A 17,748-nucleotide genomic window follows, 5' to 3' on the forward strand; every position below is an offset into this window, starting at 1 on the left:
GGCACGCCCGGGTACGGCGCTTCAGCCGTACCCGGGTGCCCGCGCGGGCGGCAGGCCCGGCTCTTACGGTGGAGCCATGGCTCAGCAACCGCTCGCACTGGTCACCGGCGCGTCGAGGGGCATCGGCGCGGCCGTCGCCCATGCCCTCTCACCCACCCATCGGGTCCTGCTCGGCGGCCGGGACGGCGACGCGCTCGCCGAACGGGCCGCCGAGATCCCCGGCTCGACCCCGTGGCCGGTGGACCTCACCGAGCCGGAGGCGTTGAGCGCGGCCGCCGGCGACATCGGTCACCTGGACGTGCTCGTCCATTCGGCGGGGGTAGCCACCCTGGGGACCGTCGAGCGGGCCGCGCCGGACGACTGGCGGCAGAACTTCGAGGTGAACGTCGTCGCGGTGGCCGAGTTGACCCGGCTCCTGCTGCCCGCTCTGCGGGCCGCGAAGGGACACGTGGTGGTGCTCAACTCCGGTGCCGGGCTGAACGCGCGGGCAGGCTGGGGCCCCTACGCGGCGAGCAAGTTCGCGGCCCGCGCCTTCACCGAGGTGTTGCGCGCCGAGGAGGAGGCCAACGGGATCAGGGTGACCTCGGTGCACCCCGGCCGCACCGACACCGAGATGCAACAGGCGCTGGTCGCCGAGGAGGGCGGCGAGTACCTCCCCGAGCGTTTCCTCCGCCCGGATTCGGTGGCGACAGCGGTGCTCGCGGCCGTGTCCGCCAGCCCCGACGCTCATCTCACCGACCTCGTCATCCGCCCCCGCCCCACCCGCTGACGCGCCCACACACCAAGTCGCACTTTCCCGGGAAAGCGCGGGGCCCGGCGAGGCTTTGCCCAGGCCAGGCCCCATAGGGGAGCGCACTTTCCCGGGAAAGTGCGAGGCAGGCTGGTGGGGTCAGGCGCGGATGCGGGCGGCGGCCGTCGCGACGGACGCCTGGGCGGCGCCGCGGTCCACGCGGGTGGACTCGCCGCCGCCCACCACCTGCTCGCCCGCGACCCAGACATCGCGCACCCGCCGCGAGCCCGCCGCCCACACCAGGTTCGACAGCAGCTGCTCGTCCGGCACGTCCTGGCCCGTGGCGAATGCCGGGTCGTCCAGATCGATGTGCACGACGTCGGCCCAGCGTCCGGTCTCCAGCGCTCCGATGTCGTCGCGTCCGAGTGCGCGGGCGCCCTCACGGGTCGCCAGTAGCAAGGCCTGCCTCGCGCCCAGCGCAGTCGAATCCCCTGTGGACAGACGGCTGAGCATCGCGGAGAGCTGGACCTCCTCCCACAGGTCGAGGTCGTCGTTGCTGGCCGGTCCGTCCGTGCCGAGCCCAACCGGGACCGACGCCGCGCGGAGATCGCTCAACCTGGCGATGCCGGACGCGAGTTTGGCGTTCGACCCCGGGCAGTGCGCGACCGCCGCGCCCCGTGCGGCCAGCAGAGTGATGTCCTCATCGGACAGATGCACGGCGTGTGCCGCGATGAGCCTGCCGTCCAGCAGGCCCACCTTGTCCAGCAATCGCGGAACAGAGCCGTACTCGGCCCGCTGCCGCTCGTCCTCGTCAGCCGCCTCCGCGACGTGGATCTGCACGAGTGCCCTGCGGGCCGCGGCCTGCTCGGCCACGTTCTCCAGCGCCTCGGGCGGCAGCATGTACGCCGAGTGCGGCCCGTAGCTCAGCTCGATCCGTTCGCCCGGCCCGAATCGCAGCCCGTCGGCGTCGATCCACCGGTCGGTCGCATCGGTCATCGCGCGCCAGTCCATCCCCGGCAGGTCGATGATCGGCGATCCGATCACCGCCCGCGCCCCCGCCGCCAGCACCGCATCCGCCACCTGCTCGCCGTGGAAGTACATCTCCGCGCTCGTGGTCACCCCGTGCCGGAGCATCTCCACCGATGCCAGCAGCATTCCGGTGCGGATGTCCTCCGGGCGCAGTCGCGCCTCGGCGGGCCAGATGATCTCGCGTAGCCACCGCAGCAGCGGCAGCTCCCCGCCCATCCCGCGCAGCAGCACCATCGGGCTGTGCGCATGCGTGTTGACCAGTCCGGGCAGCAACATGCCCGGCAGGTCGGTGACCAGCGCGCCGTCCGGGGCGGGGGCGCCAGCTGCTGGCCCGCAGTAGGAGATCCGGCCGTTCGAGTCGATGTCGACCACCGCGTCGCGCAGCACGGAGCAGGCTGGATCGGCTGGCAGGACGAGTGGGGCACGAAGCCGACGGGACGTCATGGCGCGATCCTACGGAGGCGTGAGCTCAGGACAGCAGCCCGCTGCGCCACGCCCACGCCGCGATCTCGACCCGGTTGCGCGCACCGATCTTGCCCTGAACCGACGCCAGGTGGGTCTTCACCGTGGACAGCGAAAGGAACAGCTCCGCGCCGATCTCCGTGTTCGTCAGCCCGCGCGCGGTGGCCTTCACGACGTCGGTCTCGCGGGCGGTCAGCGGCTCGTCGGGCTGTTCGAACTCCCGTTTCACGGCGCTGCCGTTGAAGTGCTGCAGCAGTCGCACGGTGATCTGCGGTGACACCAGCGCGTCACCGCGAACCGCGGCGCGTACGGCCTCCAGCAGCAGCGGTGGGCCCGCGTCCTTCAGCAGAAAACCACTGGCGCCGTTGCGCAGCGCGGTGTGTACGTACTCGTCAAGGTCGAAGGTGGTCACCACGACGACCTTGATCGGATCGGTGACGTCGGGACCGGCGAGCTGCCTGGTCACCTCGAGTCCGTCGAGGCCCGGCATCCGGATGTCGAGCAGGCACACGTCCGGTCGCAGCTCGCGGGCCTTGCGTACGGCGTCCACGCCGTTGCCCACGTCGGCGACGACCTCCATGTCCTCCTGCGCGTCCAGGATCATCCTGAACCCGATCCTGACCATGTCCTGGTCGTCGGCGATCAATGCCCGGATCGTCACTCTTCTCCGCCCTCCACCGGCAGCCATGCCTCGACCAGCCAGCCCCCGTCCGGACCCGGCCCCGCGGAAAGTCTGCCGTGCAGCAGTTCGACCCGCTCACGCATGCCGATCAAACCGTAGCCTCCCGAGCCGAGCGCGGCCGCGCGGTCCGGGCGGGTGGCGTCGTGGTTGCCGTCGTCGCGCACCCGGACGTGCAGTTCCCCTTCGGTCACGCGCACCGAAACGGTCGCCTTCGTGGCGCCGGTGGCGTGCTTGCCGACGTTGGTCAGCGACTCCTGCACGAGTCGCAGCGTCGACCTGGCCACCTCTTGCGGAAGTCCTGGGGGCAGCTCGAGATCCACCTCGGTGGGTACACCGTGGTTCGCCGAGTCGACCAGTTTCCGCAGGTCCGCCCTGAGGTCGGTGGTGGCCTGTTCATTGAATTCGCCCGCGCCGGCCGGAGCGTCCCCGCGCATGCTCCGCACCAGCCTGCGCATGGCGGTCAACGCCTCCGCACCCGCGGTCTCGATCCGATCCATCGCCTCGGCGGCGATCCGCGGATCCCGCTCGGCCAGCATCTTGGCCGCCTGTGCCTGCACCACGATGCCGGTGACGTGGTGTGCCACGACGTCGTGCAGTTCTCTCGCCAGTGCCATCCGCTCCGCGGTTTGTGCGTCGCTCACCGCCGTCTGCACGGCCTGGGTCCGCTGGGCATCCCTGGACCGGAGGAACAGGCCGAAGGCGACCGCGATACCCAGCAGCAATGCCGCGGAGACGAACAGCTGCCGCAGCGAGGCGCCGCTGAAGGGGGTTCCCCAGCTGCCGTCGGCGGCGATCGCGGTCATCGCGACCACAGCGGAGAGTAGTCCGATCAGCGGCCACGCCCGTCTGTTCTCGGCGAACCGGATCAGGAACACCACCACGGCCAGCCCCGCCGTGATCTGGGTCAGCGGAACCGCGCCGACCATCAGGTAGCTGTTGCCGGAGCGCAGGAACAGGTTGGTGAACAGGCCGGAGGTGAACATGACCGCCACGAGGGCGAGCGCGGCGGGCACCGGGTACCGGGCGGCGAGAACCGCGATCAGTGCGGCCGCCATCGAGCAGACCACCGTCGGACCCGCGCGCAGGCCGGGCCCTGCCGCGGAGGCGAGTTCGAGGAACAGCGCCAGCGTCAACACGCCGATCACCGGCCACTGCGTCCGCATCAGCTCGCCGAGCAGCCCCTCCGAACGCCGCTGCTTCGGATTTCTGCCCTGCAGACCGCTGAGTACCGCGGCGAGCAGGAGCAGGGAACCGAACAACATCGACTGGAAGAAGTCCGAGCCGCCGGGGTCGATGTACCCGGTCCTCGTGCCGACCGCGATCAGGCCACCCACCACGAGGGAGCTGCTGGTGACGACGGCGACCCCGGCGTGCAGCCCGCGAACGGCGAAGAACACCAGCTCGAATCCGGCCACCGTCTCGGTGAACGAGACGTTCGACAGGATCGCCGAGTACGGCGTCGCGGTACTGCTCCGGATCAGCACGGAAGCCGCGACGAGCACGCCCGCACCGGCGAAGGCCGCCATCGCGGGCCGGCGCGACGCCCACCGAGCGCAAGCGGCCATCGCGAGCACGCCGGGCAGCAGCGCCAGGTCACTACCCGCGGGGCCGATGCTGTCGAAACTCGCCATCCCGATGATGGCGAGATCGCACAGCAGCGCGGCGAGCAGCACGACTCCGGGCAGACCGAGCCGCTGCAGCCATTCGCCGGCCGTGCGCACGGGAGTTTCGGGGGACACACAGCGACGGTAGAGGATCCCGGCGCCCGCGCACCTTGGCCAGGTAGCCATCGCCGCCTCGGCCGAACGGCCGATACGCCGAGCCCGAGTGCTGGCCTTCTGTCCGAAGTGGCCGGCCCCGCTCGTGGACCAGTGTTCTCGGCGAGGAAGAAACCGGGCGTTCCCGGACGCCGTGAATCCGTGAGGGAGAACACTCGTGCACCCGCAGACCACCGACCACCGTCCACCAGGGACGGTCGCAACCGCTCCCGCGCTCGCCGGGCGTGGGCTGGTCAAGCGCTACGGAAACCAGCACGCGCTAGCCGGGGTCGATATCGACATCGAGGTGGGTGAGGCGGTGGCGATCGTCGGACCTTCCGGGTCGGGCAAGACGTCGCTGTTGCACGTGCTGGCCGGCATCCTGCGTGCCGACTCCGGTGAGATCCACCTGGCCGGTACCCGCATCGACCAGTTCAGCGAGACGAAACGCAGCGAGTTGCGCCGGACCGAGTTCGGTTTCGTTTTCCAGTCCGGGATGCTCGTCGCCGAACTGACCGCGGAGGAGAACGCCGCGCTCCCGCTGCTGCTCGGGGGCAGGAGCCGGGGTGCCGCGCTGCCCGCCGCGCGCGAGTGGCTGTCGCGGCTCGGGCTCTCCGGCAAGGCGCAGCGCAGACCGGGAGAGCTCTCCGGCGGTGAGGCACAACGGGTCGCGATCGCCAGGGCACTGGCCCACCGGCCGAAGGTGATCTTCGCCGACGAGCCGACCGGCGCATTGGACACCCGCACAGGGCGCGACACGATGGACGCTCTGCTCGGTGCCGCCGCGGAGACCGAGGCCGCGGTGGTCATCGTGACCCACGACCGCGAGCTGGCGGAGTCGGTGCCGCGAACCGTGACGATCCGGGACGGAAAGATCACGCGACCGGATGGTGTCGTTCGATGAACAGTTTCCGTCTCGCGCTGCGCGTCCTGCGGGTCGATCGCCGGACGCGCACCTCCGCGATCCTCACCGCTGCCGGGGTCGCCGTGGCCACGGCGCTGGTGTTGCTGCTCGTGGCGCTGCCGTTCGCGACCGAGGCCAGGGCCGACCGCGCATCCTGGCAGAACCCGTACTTCGGGATGACCTCCGCCCAGAACGAGGGCCCGCCGGTGATGCGGGCCGACAACAGCACCGACTTCATCGGCTCCGAGCGGATCGAGCGGGTCGATGTCGCACTGACCGGTGAGACCGTGCCCGAACTACCGCCGGGCGTACCGAAGTTCCCCGCGCCTGGTGAGGCACTGCTCTCCCCCGCGCTGGCGGAGAAGGCGGCCGCCCTGCCAGCTTCGCAGCTGTCCGACCGGTTCGGTGACAACGTCGTCGGCACGCTCGGCGAGGACGCGATCAGCTCCCCGGGGCAGCTGGTCGCACTGGTCGGGCATTCCGCCGGCTCGATGTCGGAGTACGCGGTTCCGCTGCCCGGCTTCGCGATCCACGACGGCGATCCGGATCCGCTGCTGACCGTGCTCGCGGGGGTCGGTGTGGTCGTGCTGGTGGTCCCGAGCCTGGTGCTGGTCGGTTCCGCTGCCCGGCTGACCGCCGCGCGCAGGGAACGCCGGCTCGCCGCGTTGCGTCTGGCCGGTGCGACTCCAGGCCAGGTGACGTCCATGGTCACCGCCGAGACCGCCATCGCGGCGACGGGTGGAGCGCTGCTCGGTCTCACGCTGAGCCCGGTGTTCAGCATGCTCGCCACCAATGTGTCGTGGGACGGCGGCAAATGGCAGGCCGGTGACTTCATCCTGCCGCTCCCGGTGACCGCGTTGATCGTCGTGGTCATGCCGTTGCTGGTCCTCGCCGCGGCCGTATTCGCGCTGCGAAGGGTGATGGCGACCCCGCTCGGGGCGGCGGCGGCGCACTCGCCCAAGCCGTTGCACTGGTGGCGCCTGCTCGCGGTGCCTGCCGCCGGGTTGTTCTTCTTCGTCACCGTCACCACGGCGGACAGCAACGCTGACCTGATGCTGGTGTTCCTGGCACTGGGCTGTCTCGTGGGCTCCGCCGCGGTGGTCGGGCCATGGGTGACCTCGGTCATCGGCGGGATCTTCGTGCGCCTCTGGCGCAAACCCGCAGGTCTGCTCGCGGGGCGCAGACTGCGCGACGACCCGAGAGGTGCGTATCGAGCCTCGGCCGGGGTCGTGCTCGCGGTGTTCGCGGGTTCGATGGCGCTGACCCTGATGCCGACCTTCGAGGCAAAGGCAGGCGGCGGTCGCGAGTTCCAGGACTCGGTGCTCTACCTGAACGCCGGCAGCGAGCAGGTCCAGCAGATCGCGGACGACGCGAACGCCGAACTCGAGCGCTACGGCCAGCCGCAACGAGCGAGCGCCATAGACATGGTGACGCTGGTCAACAGGGAGGGGTCGGGAGAGTCCGCACTCCTGCTCAGTTGCGCGGATGCCGAGAAGCTCATCCGGCTCGACATGCGGGGAGCGTGCGCAGGTGTTCCCGGCATCTACAGCGAATACCGGATCGAGACCGACGGCCTCGAGGTGCGGCCGGACTACGACACTGCCGGAGTCCCCCTGGCGGCGGACACCCCGTGGCGGCCGGTGACGAGCAAGGACGCCGACATGTTCGGCGTGGTGGTGGTCGATCCCGCTGTGGTGCCGGACGGTCTCACTCCCGGGATGGCCACGGTCGCGGTGCAAACCACGCCGGAGAACCGGGAAGTGGTGCGGACCGCTTTGGTGGGGGCCGCGGGCGGGAGCCCGGTGATGAGCCGGGAACTGATGCTGGACCGGGAGCAGACGCAGCTCGCCGACCTGCGCAGGGTCACAGTCATCGGACTGATCGCGGCCGCGATGCTCGCGGGGTGCAGCGCGGCGATCGCGACCGCCGGTTCGGTGATGGACCGCAGGCGCACGTTCGGGGCGCTCATCGCGGCCGGAACGCCGGTGCGCACCATCGCGCGGGCGCTGCGGATGGAGGCCGCGCTGCCCGCGATGGTGGCCACGGTCGGGGCCGGAGTGGTCGGCGTGTTCGTCGGGACGGGAATGCTGATCCTCATCGAGGAGGGAGCACCGGTGCTCACGCCGTGGATCCTCGCGCCGATCGTGCTCGGCGCCGGTGTCGCGGCGCTGGCCGCGTCGGTCTGTACACCCGCGCTGAAGCGGGTCAGGGCCGAGCCGCTGGCCGACGAGTAGGCCTCGGCCCGCGCGAGCCGCGTCTGCCGCCTTCCGTCGGGGGGAGGACGGCAGGCGCGGCACTCGTTCAGGCCTCGGTCCCGGTGACCTTCTCGAAGATCAGGTCGCGGCTCACGCGGCCCTCCTCACGTGCCCGCTGCTCGAACTTCGTCACCGGCCGCCAGTCCGGCCGCGGCGCCCAGCCCGGCTCGGTGGTGCTCGTGTTGCGCAGGGCAGGCTCTGCGGAGCACACCTCGAGCATCTGCTCCGCGTAGTGCTCCCAGTCGGTGGCCAGGTGCAGTGTCCCGCCGGGAGCGAGCCGGGACGCGATCAGCGCCACGAAATCCGGTTGTACGAGCCTGCGCTTGTGGTGGCGCTTCTTCGGCCATGGGTCCGGAAAGAAGATCCGCACGCCGGAGAGGGTGCCCGGCTGGATGTGCCTGGTGAGCAGGATGACGGCGTCGCCGTGCAGCAGCCGCAGGTTGCCAACGCCGAGTTTGCCGGCGCGCAGCATCAGCTGACCGAGCCCGGCCTGGTAGACCTCGACGGCGAGGTAGTTGAGCTCGGGCGCCGCCGCTGCGAGTTGCGAGGTCGTCTCGCCCATACCGGAGCCGATCTCCAGCAGCAGTGGCGCGGACCGGCCGAACCAGGCGTCGAAGTCGGTCGGTTCGTCGTCGATGTCGCCCAGTTCGGAAACCGCACGGCCCATCGTCGGCCACAGCTCTTCCCAGGCACGCTCCTGGCCGACAGTCATCCGGCCGCCACGCTGTACGTAACTGACCACGCTGCGCATCCGCGGCAGCGTGGACTCCGGCCTGCCCTGCCGCGAACTCAGGTCCGCGATCGCGTCGCCAGGGCTCTGACTTCCGGGGACAGTCCCCTTCTGCTGCTTGACGCCCTGTCGTCTCGATAGCGGGACTTCGTCGTTATCCACTCGGCGACGATAACGGGGCCTCAGCGCACCGCTTCGAACTCCCCCAGCCGGGCACGCAGGCCGGCCAGCCCCGCGACGGCGATCGGTTCGGGAGCCTGCCCGCTGTGCGCGGGCAGAACGTCGATCCAGCCGGAGTGGCGATCGGTGTTCAGTACCGTCGTGGGATTGGCGTGACCCGCGGCGCCGCGTTCGGAAGGCATGAACTCCCAGTACCCGGACTCGCCGTCGGATGCCCATGGCACGTATTCCCAGCCCGGCCGCCTGCTGAGAAGTTGTGCGATGCGGTCCTCGATCCGGAATCCGTCACTACGGCTCGCCAGATCTCCCACGGCGAGCGCGCGCAGCCACCAGGGTGCGGGCACCGGTTTCCCGCCCGCGCAGGCAGCCCGGAACAGCGACAGCACGTGCTCCTGCGGTGCGCGATGTATCCAGGCCTTGCGGATCTCCGCGGGACGGGTGGCCGAGGCGGCGACGCGCGGAAGTTCGATCGCTTGGGACCATTCGAGGCCGAGCATGGGTTCCAGCCGCGGTGGGCGAACGGCTTCGGCTGGTACTGGACGTTTGGCACGTGCTCCGAGATCAACCACCGTCAAGGGTCACCTCCGTAGAGTCCGTGACGGGTCTGCTGCCATGTCACCTTGTGTCAATAACACCTGGTCAACGGCACCCCGTCTGCTCCGAGTGGGGCAGACCACAACCGCTTTACGTGGTCTTAACGCCCCGGGTGAGGTAGTACACCTTCCACATCGTTGCCCGACGCCAATTTGTTACCTGCTGCAATGCCGAGGTGACACAACGAGTACAGGCATCGACTCCGGGGACCGCCCCGGCTGCTGGGGTTCGCTCAGGCGTCTTTCCTGGTCGCGGCCAGGATTCCGGCTGCGAGCAGAGCGAGGCAGATCGCGGCGAAGTAACCGCCGTACGCCAGCGGACTCATCGGCATGTCGCCGAGGCCAAGCGTGCTGCGGGCGAACTCGGCGCCGATGAACTGGTCGGCCGCGAAGAACGGCATCCATTGGTACAGATCGGTCCCGATACCGGGGATCAGCACGACCAGCCCCTCCACCAGCTGCGTCCACACCAGTGCGACACCCAGTGCCATCGCCGTGCTCCGCAGCAGCAGGCCGAGGCCGACACCCGCGGATGCGCTCATCAGGTAGACCACGCCCTGCCCCGCGACCGCACGCCAGTCCGCGGCCGAGTTCAGCGCGAGGTCGGCCCCGGGTCGCAGCAGCAGCGCGAGGCCCCATGAGGCGAAACCGATGACCAGGCCGAGCAGGGCGCACCAGACGCTCACCACCACGGCCTTGGCCAGCAGGGCCGGGAAACGCTTCGGTACGGCCTGGAACGTGGTGCGAATGGTGCCCCAGTTGTACTCGCCGGCCGCGGCGATCACCGCGAGCACGAGGATCACCACCCGCCCGAAGGACGAACCGATCTGTGAGCTGGACACCGTCAGGTCGATCTGGTCGCCCGCGAGACCCACGAACAACGCGGCGAACCCGAGCGAGGCGGCCACCGCGATCCCGGTGCACCACCACGGTGCGCGCGTGCTGAACAGCTTGATCCGCTCAACCCTGAGCAGTGTCATGACTTCACCCGCGTCTCGCCGGCGTCGATCGCCGGTTCGTGTGCCGCGTACTCCACCGAGTCCCCGGTGAGCTGAATGAAGGCCTGCTCCAGCGACCCGCGGTGCGGGCTCAGTTCGTGCAGGGTCGCGTGGGCGGTGAAGGCGAGCTCGCCCAGTTCGTCACTGCTCATCCCGGAGACGTCGAGTGCGTCGTCGTCGGTGGCCGTGAAGGCGGCCCCCTTGCGTTCGAGGGCCTCCCGCAGTACCGGCAGATGCGGGCTGCGCACCCGCACCCTGTCCTCGGTCGCCCGCTCGACGAAGTCCTCGGTGGTCCCCTGGTAGATCAGCTTGCCCTTGCCGATCACCACCAGGTCCTGCGCGGTCTGCGCCATCTCCGAGAGCAGGTGGCTGGAGACGAACACTGTGCGGCCCTGGTCGGCGAGGGTGTGCATGAGCTGGCGAATCCAGTGGATGCCCTCGGGATCGAGGCCGTTCACCGGTTCGTCGAACAGCAGCACCTGGGGGTCACCGAGCAGTGCGCAGGCGATGCCGAGCCGCTGCAGCATGCCGAGGGAGAAGCCACCAGCGCGTTTCCTGGCGACCGACGTCAGCCCGACGACGTCGAGCACCTCGTCCACCCTGCTGTCCGGAATACCGTTCGAGGCGGCGATCCACAGCAGGTGGTTGCGGGCCGAGCGGCCCGGGTGGCGCCAGCCTGCCTCGAGAAGTGCGCCGACGGTGTGCAACGGCTGTTCGAGGTCGCGGTAGTGCTTGCCGTCGAACCGGACCTGTCCCGAGGTCGGGTTGTCCAGGCCGAGCATCATCCGCATGGTGGTCGATTTGCCGGCCCCGTTCGGGCCGAGGAAGCCGGTGACCCGGCCGGCGTTGACGGTGAAGGACAGATCGTCCACGGCGAGTGTCGAGCCGTACCGTTTGGTCAGTCCCCTGGCTTCGATCATCGATTTACCCCCGGTGCGCCGGTAAGTGTGGCGTACTCAGAGATCCTGCCAGCAGTCGAGCTCTGTCGTGAACCGGGTGACAGAGCGAGGTCCGGGTCGCCCCCCGAAGGCGACCCGGACCTCATTTCCCCTTACCGGTTGCGCGGATAGGGCGAATGCCTGCTGCGCGACGGCAGTCCCTATCCGCGCAACCCCTTACCCCGCAAGCTGTCGCGCCCCGAATATCCGCGACGACTGCCGGAGTTTCCTGTGTGGCTTGTCCTGTCAGGCGTCCCGTTTGTTCGCCGCGGTCAGTGCGATGGCCAGCATGACCAGTGCGATACCGGCGAAGTAGGCCAGCGCCCAACCGGGGCTCAGCGGTGTGCTCGACAGCGGCGCCCCCGCGGCCACGTCGCGGCCCGCGTTGGACGCCCCGTCGCCGGTGAGGAACTTGTTGGCGGCGTTGAAGGGCATCCACTTGTAGATGTCGTCAACGATGCTCGGAATCAGCTGCACCAGGCTTTCCACCGCAAGGGTGTAGATCAGCAGGAGCGAGATGGCGCCCGCGCTGTGCCGGATCAGGATGCCGACCGCGATCGCGATCACGGCGGCGAACGCGTAGACCGGGCCGACACCGGCGACGTTGATCCAGTCCGCCGCGCTGTTCAGCTTGAGGTCGAAGTCCGGCTGCATGATCAGCGAGAGTCCCCAGGAACCGAACGCCGACACCTCGCCGATGACGAATGCGAGCAGTGCGACTACGCCGGTTTTCGCGAGCAGGGCGGAACTGCGGTGCGGGACCGCCTGGAAAGTGGTGCGGATGGTGCCGAAGCGGTACTCGGTGGTGACCGCGAGTGCGGCGAGCACCATGATCACGGCGAGGCCGAAGCTGTAGGCGAACTGGGTCGTCGCGACGGTGGCGGGGAACTGCGCGTCGGCGTTGCCCACCACCAGCGCGGTGAAGCCGACGGTGATCACCAGGGTGATCAGCGCACACCACCACGGAGATCGCGTGGTGAACAACTTGATGCGTTCCACTGCGAGCAGAGTCATGAGTCTTCTCTAATCCTCGAAAGTTGCTGTACTGACAGTCAGTTGGCGGCGGGAGTGGCGCCGACGACCTGCTGCACTTCGGCTTCCAGTCCGGTGTGGTACTCGACGGAGTCGCCGGTGATCTGCATGAAGGCCTGTTCCAGCGAGCCCTGCTGTGGGCTCAGCTCGTGCAGCACGATGCCACTGGTCGCGGCCATTTCACCGATCTTCTCGCTGTCCATTCCGGACACGAGGATGCCGTCATCGGTGTCGTTGAGCTCGGCACTCGCCTGCCGCAGTGCGTCGCGCAGTTGCGTCAGCTGCGGGCTGCGCACCTTGACGGTGTTCTCGGAAGCCCGTGCGACGAATTCCTTCGTGCTGCTCTGCGAGATCAGCTTCCCCTTGCCGATCACCACGAGCTCGCTCGCGGTGAGCGCCATTTCCGAGAGCAGGTGACTGGACACGAAAACGGTGCGACCCTCGTCCGCCAGGCGATGCATGAACTTGCGAATCCAGAGGATGCCCTCGGGGTCGAGGCCGTTCACCGGCTCATCGAACAACAGCACCTCGGGGTCACCGAGCAGGGCCGCCGCGATACCGAGTCGCTGAGACATACCGAGCGAGAAGCCACCCGCCCTCTTGCCGGCGACGGAGCTGAGACCGACGAGGTCGAGCACCTCGTCCACCCTGCGGGCCGGCAGCTTGTTCGACTTGGCCATCCAGGCGAGATGAGCCCGGGCGGAGCGGTTCGGGTGTACCCACTTCGCGTCGAGCAGGGCGCCGACAGTCCGGAGTGGATGGTGCAGATCGTGGTACTTCTTCCCGCCGATCGTGACATCCCCCGCCGTCGGGTTGTCCAACCCCAGGATCATCCGCATCGTGGTCGACTTTCCCGCGCCGTTCGGCCCGAGGAATCCGGTGACACGGCCGGTTTCGACACTGAAAGACAGGTCGTCCACCGCCAGTGTCTTGCCGTACCGTTTGGTGAGGCCTCGTGCCTCGATCATCTTTCCTCCTCGGATGCGCCTGCCCCCGCAGTTACGCTCGCTGTACAAAACTCTGTGTTCTCGCCTCATTCGCCGCGGCGGGCTGCACCACACGCATCGGCTTTGTCGCGACAACAGCATCTTCTCGGACGAGCCGGTCCGGCCGCGTCATCCTGTGGGCCGAACTTCCTCCCCGCCTGCAGAGGTAGCTTGCCGGGTCCAGACACCGAACGCGATCAGTGATGACCCTGACTCCACCCTGAATCCCCAACCCCCAGTCCCCCGACTATCGCCTGCCCACCAGTATCCCCGAATCCCACCCTAGCCACGTCCCCAACCCGTCCTCGCACTTTCCCGGGAAAGCGCGATACGTGTGCGCGCAACTACCGCGCTTTCCCGGGAAAGTGCGAGGTGGGGGACCCGATCAGGCGAGGCCGGGGCGGGTCAGGCCGGTTTCGTAGGCGAGGACGACAGCCTGCACCCGGTCGCGGAGGTCTAGTTTGGACAGGATGCGGCCGACGTGCGTCTTGACCGTGGCCTCCGAGAGGAAGAGCGTCGCCGCGATCTCGGTGTTCGACAGTCCCTTCGCGATCAGCAACAGCACCTCCCGCTCGCGGTCGGTCAGCAGGTCCAGCACCGCGCTGTCCCGGATCGGGCCGCCACCCTTGCCGATGAACCGGTCCAGCAATCTGCGCGTGACGCTGGGCGAGACCACCGCGTCGCCGCTCGCCACCGCCCGCAGGGCTGACACCAGGTGATCGGGCGGCGTGTCCTTGAGCAGGAAACCGCTGGCACCGCCCTGTAGCGCCGAGTAGACGTACTCGTCCAGATCGAACGTCGTCATCACCAGCACCCGCGAGGATCCCGCTTCAACGATGCGTTTCGTCGCCTCGACGCCGTCGAGCACCGGCATCCGGACATCCATCAGCACTACGTCGGGTCGCAGTCGTTCGGCCAGCTCGACCGCCTGCGCACCGTCGCCTGCCTCCCCCACGATCTCCAGGTCGGGGTGTGCGCCGAGGACCATGCGGAAACCCGCCCGCATCAGCTCCTGGTCGTCGACCACAACTACAGAGATCATTGCCGCCTCCGCGGTAGTAAGTGCGTCGGCGGGGATCACGGTGTCGGCAGTGTCGCTCGTACCCGCCACCCACCGCCGGGATTCGGCCCGACGTCGAGCGTGCCACCGAACACGTTCGCCCGCTCGCGCATACCGATCAGCCCGTTGCCGCCCGAGACCGAGGACGCGTCCGTGCCGGGTACCAGGGCGCGCGCCTTTCCCGCCCCGTCGTCGGACACCTCGACCCGCACCTCGTCCCCGCGACGCGATACGCGCACCTCGGCCGCCGCACCGGGACCGGCGTGTTTCAGCGTGTTCGTCAACGACTCCTGCACGATCCGGTACACCCCAAGGGCCACCCCCGTCGGCAGCTCCGCGAGCCCGTCACCCAGTTCAAGCCGTACGGGTACTCCGGCGGCGCGGATCCGCTCGGCCAGCTCGCCAAGGGCTTCCGTGCCAGGCTGCGGCACCCTCGGTTCACCGTTCGCGTCCTCGTTGCGCAACACGTCGAGCAGCCTCCGCAGTTCCGCGAGCGCCCCGCGTCCGGTGTCCGAGATCGTCCGCGCCGCCCGTTCCGCCAAAGTGGGGTCGGTCCTGATCGCGTACGAGGCGCCGTCGGCCTGCACCACCATCACGCTCACCGCGTGCGCCACCACGTCGTGCAGCTCGCGAGCGATCCGGCTGCGCTCCTCGGCCACGGCGATCCGGCTCGCCTGGTCCCGTTCGGTTTCCAGTAGATGCAACCGTGCCTCGAGTTCGGCCTGGTAGGCGCGGCGGGCGCCGGCGAACTCACCGAGCGCCCAGCAGAACGCGTACACCAGCACGAGGATGATCGAGTTGATCATCCACTGGTCGTGGAACTGGACGTATGTCTGCACTCCGGACGACAGAAGGCTGGCGAGCAGGTAGATGGCACCCTGCTTGCGTCCGCTGTAGACCACCACGCTGTACACGCTGATCGCGCCCGCGATCAGCGAGGCGAGGCCGAGTTCGAGTGCCGCGTGCGGGATTCCGATCAGCAGCACCAGATAGGCGACGACCACCGGGTGCCTTCGCCGGAAGACCAGCGGCAGCACCAGCAGCAGGTCGATCGGCAGGGCGACGTACCACGGGCCTGGCGAGCTGCCCGGCTCGAAGCGCGCCAACACGAGAATGGCCGCATCGATGAGCAGGAGCAGCCCCGCGATCAGGCTGTCGCCGACCATGGGGTGCGTCCGCATCCACATACTCAGCCGCCGCACGCCATCACACTAGGTTGTCCCCTGGTATCCGCGCGTCAGCCGGCGGTAGCACCGTCGGTGCGACCGGAGGATGAGCGTGGCACGATTCTGCTCGCGGACGACGTGATGGGGAGGACGGCGTGACGGCAGTGGGAACGGAGCAGGGTCGGCTCGCCGGTCCGCTCTCGACCTCGGTGGCCAATCTTTGCCGCAGGTTGCAGCCCCAGGTGTCCGCACGTACGGCGGCGGGATTCGCCGAGGTACTGCGCAGGCTCGGAGGGCCACTGCAGGTCGCCGTCGCGGGCCGGATCAAGTCCGGGAAGTCCACCCTGGTCAACGCGTTGATCGGGCGCAGGGTCGCGCCCACCGACGTGGGCGAGTGCACCAGGCTGGTCACCCGCTTCCAGTACGGCACGGTGGACCGGATCGAGGTGGTCCTCACCGACGGCCGCAAGCAGGTACTGCCCTTCGCCGCTGACGGAATGATCCCCGCCGAACTGGGTGTGGACATCGGCACCGTCTCGCACGTCGAGGCCTACCTGACCAGCGCTGTGCTGCAGAACATGACCGTGATCGACACTCCCGGCCTCGGTTCCCTCGACGCCGCCTCCGTATCGAGGACCGAGCAGCTCCTTGGTGCCCGCAAGAACGGCGAAGACAGCGAAGAGGAGGGTTCCGACGAGCTCGACGACACCTCCCGCAGCGCGGTCGCAGGTGCCGAAGCCGTGCTCTACGTGGTGACCCAGGGCATTCGCGCCGACGACGAGCAGGCCCTCGCGTCCTTCACCGCGGCCACCGCCAGCCGGGAGGCAGGGCCGGTGAACGCCATCGCCGTGCTGAACAAGGCCGACACGATCGCACCCGAGTCGGTCGCCGGGGCCGACAAGGCGGCGGACCCGGTCTGGGCCGCGGCGACGACGCTCGCCGAGAAGCAGGCAGCGATGCTCAAACCGAGGGTGGCCGACGTGCTGCCGGTGATCGGGCTGCTCGCCGAGTCGGCGGAGTCCGGCGCCTTCACCTCCGCCGATGCCGAAGCCCTGCGTCAGGTGGCCGCGCTCGAGGACGACGTGCTGGAGACCATGCTGATCTCCGCGGACATCTTCACGAGCTGGGAATGCGACGTGCCCTCCGGAACCCGGCTGCGCCTGCTGGAAAAACTCGACCTCTACGGCATCCGCCGAGCGACCGAGGCGATCCGCGCCGATCCGGAGATCACGGCGGGTGCGCTGCGACGCACGCTGCTCGACGCCTCCGGGCTCGCCGAGGTCCGCGCACGGCTCGGCGTCGTGTTCGCCGCGCGTGCCGACGGCATCAAGGCCGCTGCCGCGCTGGCCTCGGTGACCGCGCTCGCGCAGGCATCGGGCGACCCCGCCGAACGCCAACGGGTGCACGACGCGATCGAGGTCCTGCTGGCCAAGCCCGAAGCCCACCAGCTGCGGCTGCTGGAGGCGTTGACGCTGGTGGCCGCAGGCGCGGTTGACATGCCCGAGGACCTGGCCGAGGAGGTGCTGCGGGTGGGCAGCAACGCCGATCTCGGCGCCCAGCTCGGAATGCCTGGAGCAGGCAGGCCCGAACTGGCCGCGCACGCACTGGAACGGGCGGGCTGGTGGCGTTCGTTCGCCTCTTTCGGTGCCACTCCGGCGCAGAGCCGGGTCGCGCACGTGGTGCACCGGGCGTACTTCCTCATCTGGCAGCAGCTTCGCGACCCGGCAGGAGGCCGATGATGGCTGCATGGTTCCGCAGGACCGGCGCTGATTCCGAGGCGACCGGCGACGTATCCGAGGAGGCTCTCGACGCGCCGACAGGCCAGATTCCCGGCGCCGACCTTTCCAGGATCATCGAGGAGGCGGACGGAACCGGGCCGCGTACCGAAGCGTCGGAACCGGATGTGGAGCCCGTAGGACTGGCCGGCCCCGGCGTCGCCGACGACCTGGACCAGGCGCTCGCCGATCGTAAGGCGCTGATCCAGCTCTGCTTGTACGCGATGGACAGGGCGCGCAGCGGCGGAGTCGCGGAGCGGCTGGAGCAGGGCCTCGCCGCGATCGGAGTGACCGCGATGCGCCCGGACGGCCAGCGGTTCGACCCGGCGCTGCACGAGGCGGGTGGTGCGGTGCCGACCGGTGACGCCGGGCTCGAGGGCACCGTCGCCGAGACCGAGGTCGTCGGATTCGCCGACCGCGGCCGGCTGTTGCGGGCGCCAATCGTCATCGTCTACACCAGGCGGTGAGTCG

Annotated in this window: 16 protein-coding genes; 5 read left to right on the forward strand and 11 right to left on the reverse strand. The window is 69.3% G+C overall.

The features are described from left to right. The first annotated feature begins 76 nt into the window (after positions 1-76). Positions 77-769 carry an SDR family oxidoreductase gene (locus D0C15_RS09815; RefSeq protein WP_116043126.1) on the forward strand — a complete coding sequence of 231 codons (693 nt, stop codon included), beginning with the start codon at positions 77-79 and terminating at the stop codon, positions 767-769. A gap of 120 nt (positions 770-889) precedes the next feature. On the opposite strand, the gene D0C15_RS09820 is transcribed toward D0C15_RS09815, so the two are convergent. Genes D0C15_RS09820 through D0C15_RS09830 form a run of 3 tightly spaced genes read right to left on the reverse strand, consistent with a single transcriptional unit; the run spans position 890 to position 4,693 of the window. Next, on the reverse strand, positions 890-2,203 hold the full coding sequence (locus D0C15_RS09820; RefSeq protein ID WP_116043128.1) for an amidohydrolase family protein: 1,314 nt from the start codon (positions 2,201-2,203) through the stop codon (positions 890-892). Positions 2,204-2,228: 25 nt separating this feature from the next. After that, the gene (locus D0C15_RS09825; protein WP_281270680.1) at positions 2,229-2,882 is read right to left on the reverse strand and encodes a response regulator; all 654 of its coding nucleotides are present in this window, start codon (positions 2,880-2,882) and stop codon (positions 2,229-2,231) included. After that, complete coding sequence (locus D0C15_RS09830) at positions 2,879-4,693, reverse strand: sensor histidine kinase (RefSeq protein WP_116043132.1); 1,815 nt, start codon at positions 4,691-4,693, stop codon at positions 2,879-2,881. Before D0C15_RS09830 ends, D0C15_RS09825 begins: the two co-directional genes overlap by 4 nt. Before the next feature lie 145 nt (positions 4,694-4,838). Here D0C15_RS09830 and D0C15_RS09835 point away from each other — a divergent pair, with 145 nt between their 5' ends. Beyond that, positions 4,839-5,564 carry an ABC transporter ATP-binding protein gene (locus tag D0C15_RS09835; protein WP_116043135.1) on the forward strand — a complete coding sequence of 242 codons (726 nt, stop codon included), beginning with the start codon at positions 4,839-4,841 and terminating at the stop codon, positions 5,562-5,564. After that, positions 5,561-7,798 carry an FtsX-like permease family protein gene (locus tag D0C15_RS09840; protein ID WP_116043137.1) on the forward strand — a complete coding sequence of 746 codons (2,238 nt, stop codon included), beginning with the start codon at positions 5,561-5,563 and terminating at the stop codon, positions 7,796-7,798. Before D0C15_RS09835 ends, D0C15_RS09840 begins: the two co-directional genes overlap by 4 nt. Positions 7,799-7,865: 67 nt before the next feature. Here the strand turns inward: D0C15_RS09840 and trmB are convergent, their stop codons facing one another. The 8 genes from trmB to D0C15_RS09880 form a co-directional block, all read right to left on the reverse strand. Further along, positions 7,866-8,570, reverse strand: a complete 705-nt coding sequence (trmB, locus tag D0C15_RS09845; protein WP_116043139.1) for a tRNA (guanosine(46)-N7)-methyltransferase TrmB — start codon at positions 8,568-8,570, stop codon at positions 7,866-7,868. A gap of 161 nt (positions 8,571-8,731) precedes the next feature. After that, positions 8,732-9,226 carry a hypothetical protein gene (locus D0C15_RS09850; protein ID WP_211323141.1) on the reverse strand — a complete coding sequence of 165 codons (495 nt, stop codon included), beginning with the start codon at positions 9,224-9,226 and terminating at the stop codon, positions 8,732-8,734. Between the two features lie 329 nt (positions 9,227-9,555). Further along, a complete protein-coding gene (locus D0C15_RS09855; RefSeq protein ID WP_116043142.1) occupies positions 9,556-10,302 on the reverse strand; it encodes a hypothetical protein in 747 nt (248 codons plus the stop codon). Next, complete coding sequence (locus D0C15_RS09860) at positions 10,299-11,240, reverse strand: ABC transporter ATP-binding protein (RefSeq protein WP_116043144.1); 942 nt, start codon at positions 11,238-11,240, stop codon at positions 10,299-10,301. Before D0C15_RS09860 ends, D0C15_RS09855 begins: the two co-directional genes overlap by 4 nt. Positions 11,241-11,504: 264 nt before the next feature. Next, positions 11,505-12,272, reverse strand: coding sequence for an ABC transporter permease (locus D0C15_RS09865; protein WP_116043146.1), 768 nt, complete (start codon positions 12,270-12,272; stop codon positions 11,505-11,507). A 38-nt stretch (positions 12,273-12,310) separates the two neighbouring features. After that, entirely contained in the window at positions 12,311-13,258 is a 948-nt protein-coding gene (locus D0C15_RS09870) for an ABC transporter ATP-binding protein (protein ID WP_116043148.1), read from the reverse strand. Between the two features lie 403 nt (positions 13,259-13,661). Beyond that, entirely contained in the window at positions 13,662-14,318 is a 657-nt protein-coding gene (locus tag D0C15_RS09875) for a response regulator (protein ID WP_116043150.1), read from the reverse strand. A 35-nt stretch (positions 14,319-14,353) separates the two neighbouring features. Next, positions 14,354-15,517: a sensor histidine kinase gene (locus D0C15_RS09880; protein WP_425455377.1), complete on the reverse strand. Its 1,164-nt coding sequence runs from the start codon at positions 15,515-15,517 to the stop codon at positions 14,354-14,356. Positions 15,518-15,657: 140 nt separating this feature from the next. Here D0C15_RS09880 and D0C15_RS09885 point away from each other — a divergent pair, with 140 nt between their 5' ends. Together D0C15_RS09885 and grpE are read left to right on the forward strand one after the other, a co-directional pair. After that, on the forward strand, positions 15,658-17,241 hold the full coding sequence (locus D0C15_RS09885; RefSeq protein WP_116043154.1) for a dynamin family protein: 1,584 nt from the start codon (positions 15,658-15,660) through the stop codon (positions 17,239-17,241). Continuing rightward, positions 17,241-17,744 (forward strand): nucleotide exchange factor GrpE, encoded by a 504-nt coding sequence (gene grpE / locus D0C15_RS09890; protein WP_116043156.1) that lies wholly within the window; start codon positions 17,241-17,243, stop codon positions 17,742-17,744. The genes D0C15_RS09885 and grpE overlap by 1 nt, the downstream gene beginning before the upstream one ends. Positions 17,745-17,748 lie beyond the last annotated feature (4 nt).

The organism is Amycolatopsis palatopharyngis (assembly GCF_003385185.1).
Taxonomy (GTDB): Bacteria; Actinomycetota; Actinomycetes; order Mycobacteriales; family Pseudonocardiaceae; genus Amycolatopsis; species Amycolatopsis palatopharyngis.

Coding starts and splice junctions, on each gene's coding strand:
- D0C15_RS09855 (WP_116043142.1), bottom strand. CDS start 10,302: ATGACACTGCTCAGGGTTGAGCGGATCAAGCTGTTCAGCACGCGCGCA.
- D0C15_RS09850 (WP_211323141.1), bottom strand. CDS start 9,226: ATGCTCGGCCTCGAATGGTCCCAAGCGATCGAACTTCCGCGCGTCGCC.
- D0C15_RS09880 (WP_425455377.1), bottom strand. CDS start 15,517: ATGCGGACGCACCCCATGGTCGGCGACAGCCTGATCGCGGGGCTGCTC.
- D0C15_RS09830 (WP_116043132.1), bottom strand. CDS start 4,693: ATGGCTACCTGGCCAAGGTGCGCGGGCGCCGGGATCCTCTACCGTCGC.
- D0C15_RS09820 (WP_116043128.1), bottom strand. CDS start 2,203: ATGACGTCCCGTCGGCTTCGTGCCCCACTCGTCCTGCCAGCCGATCCA.
- D0C15_RS09865 (WP_116043146.1), bottom strand. CDS start 12,272: ATGACTCTGCTCGCAGTGGAACGCATCAAGTTGTTCACCACGCGATCT.
- D0C15_RS09860 (WP_116043144.1), bottom strand. CDS start 11,240: ATGATCGAAGCCAGGGGACTGACCAAACGGTACGGCTCGACACTCGCC.
- D0C15_RS09815 (WP_116043126.1), top strand. CDS start 77: ATGGCTCAGCAACCGCTCGCACTGGTCACCGGCGCGTCGAGGGGCATC.
- D0C15_RS09840 (WP_116043137.1), top strand. CDS start 5,561: ATGAACAGTTTCCGTCTCGCGCTGCGCGTCCTGCGGGTCGATCGCCGG.
- grpE (WP_116043156.1), top strand. CDS start 17,241: ATGGCTGCATGGTTCCGCAGGACCGGCGCTGATTCCGAGGCGACCGGC.
- D0C15_RS09870 (WP_116043148.1), bottom strand. CDS start 13,258: ATGATCGAGGCACGAGGCCTCACCAAACGGTACGGCAAGACACTGGCG.
- trmB (WP_116043139.1), bottom strand. CDS start 8,570: ATGCGCAGCGTGGTCAGTTACGTACAGCGTGGCGGCCGGATGACTGTC.
- D0C15_RS09875 (WP_116043150.1), bottom strand. CDS start 14,318: ATGATCTCTGTAGTTGTGGTCGACGACCAGGAGCTGATGCGGGCGGGT.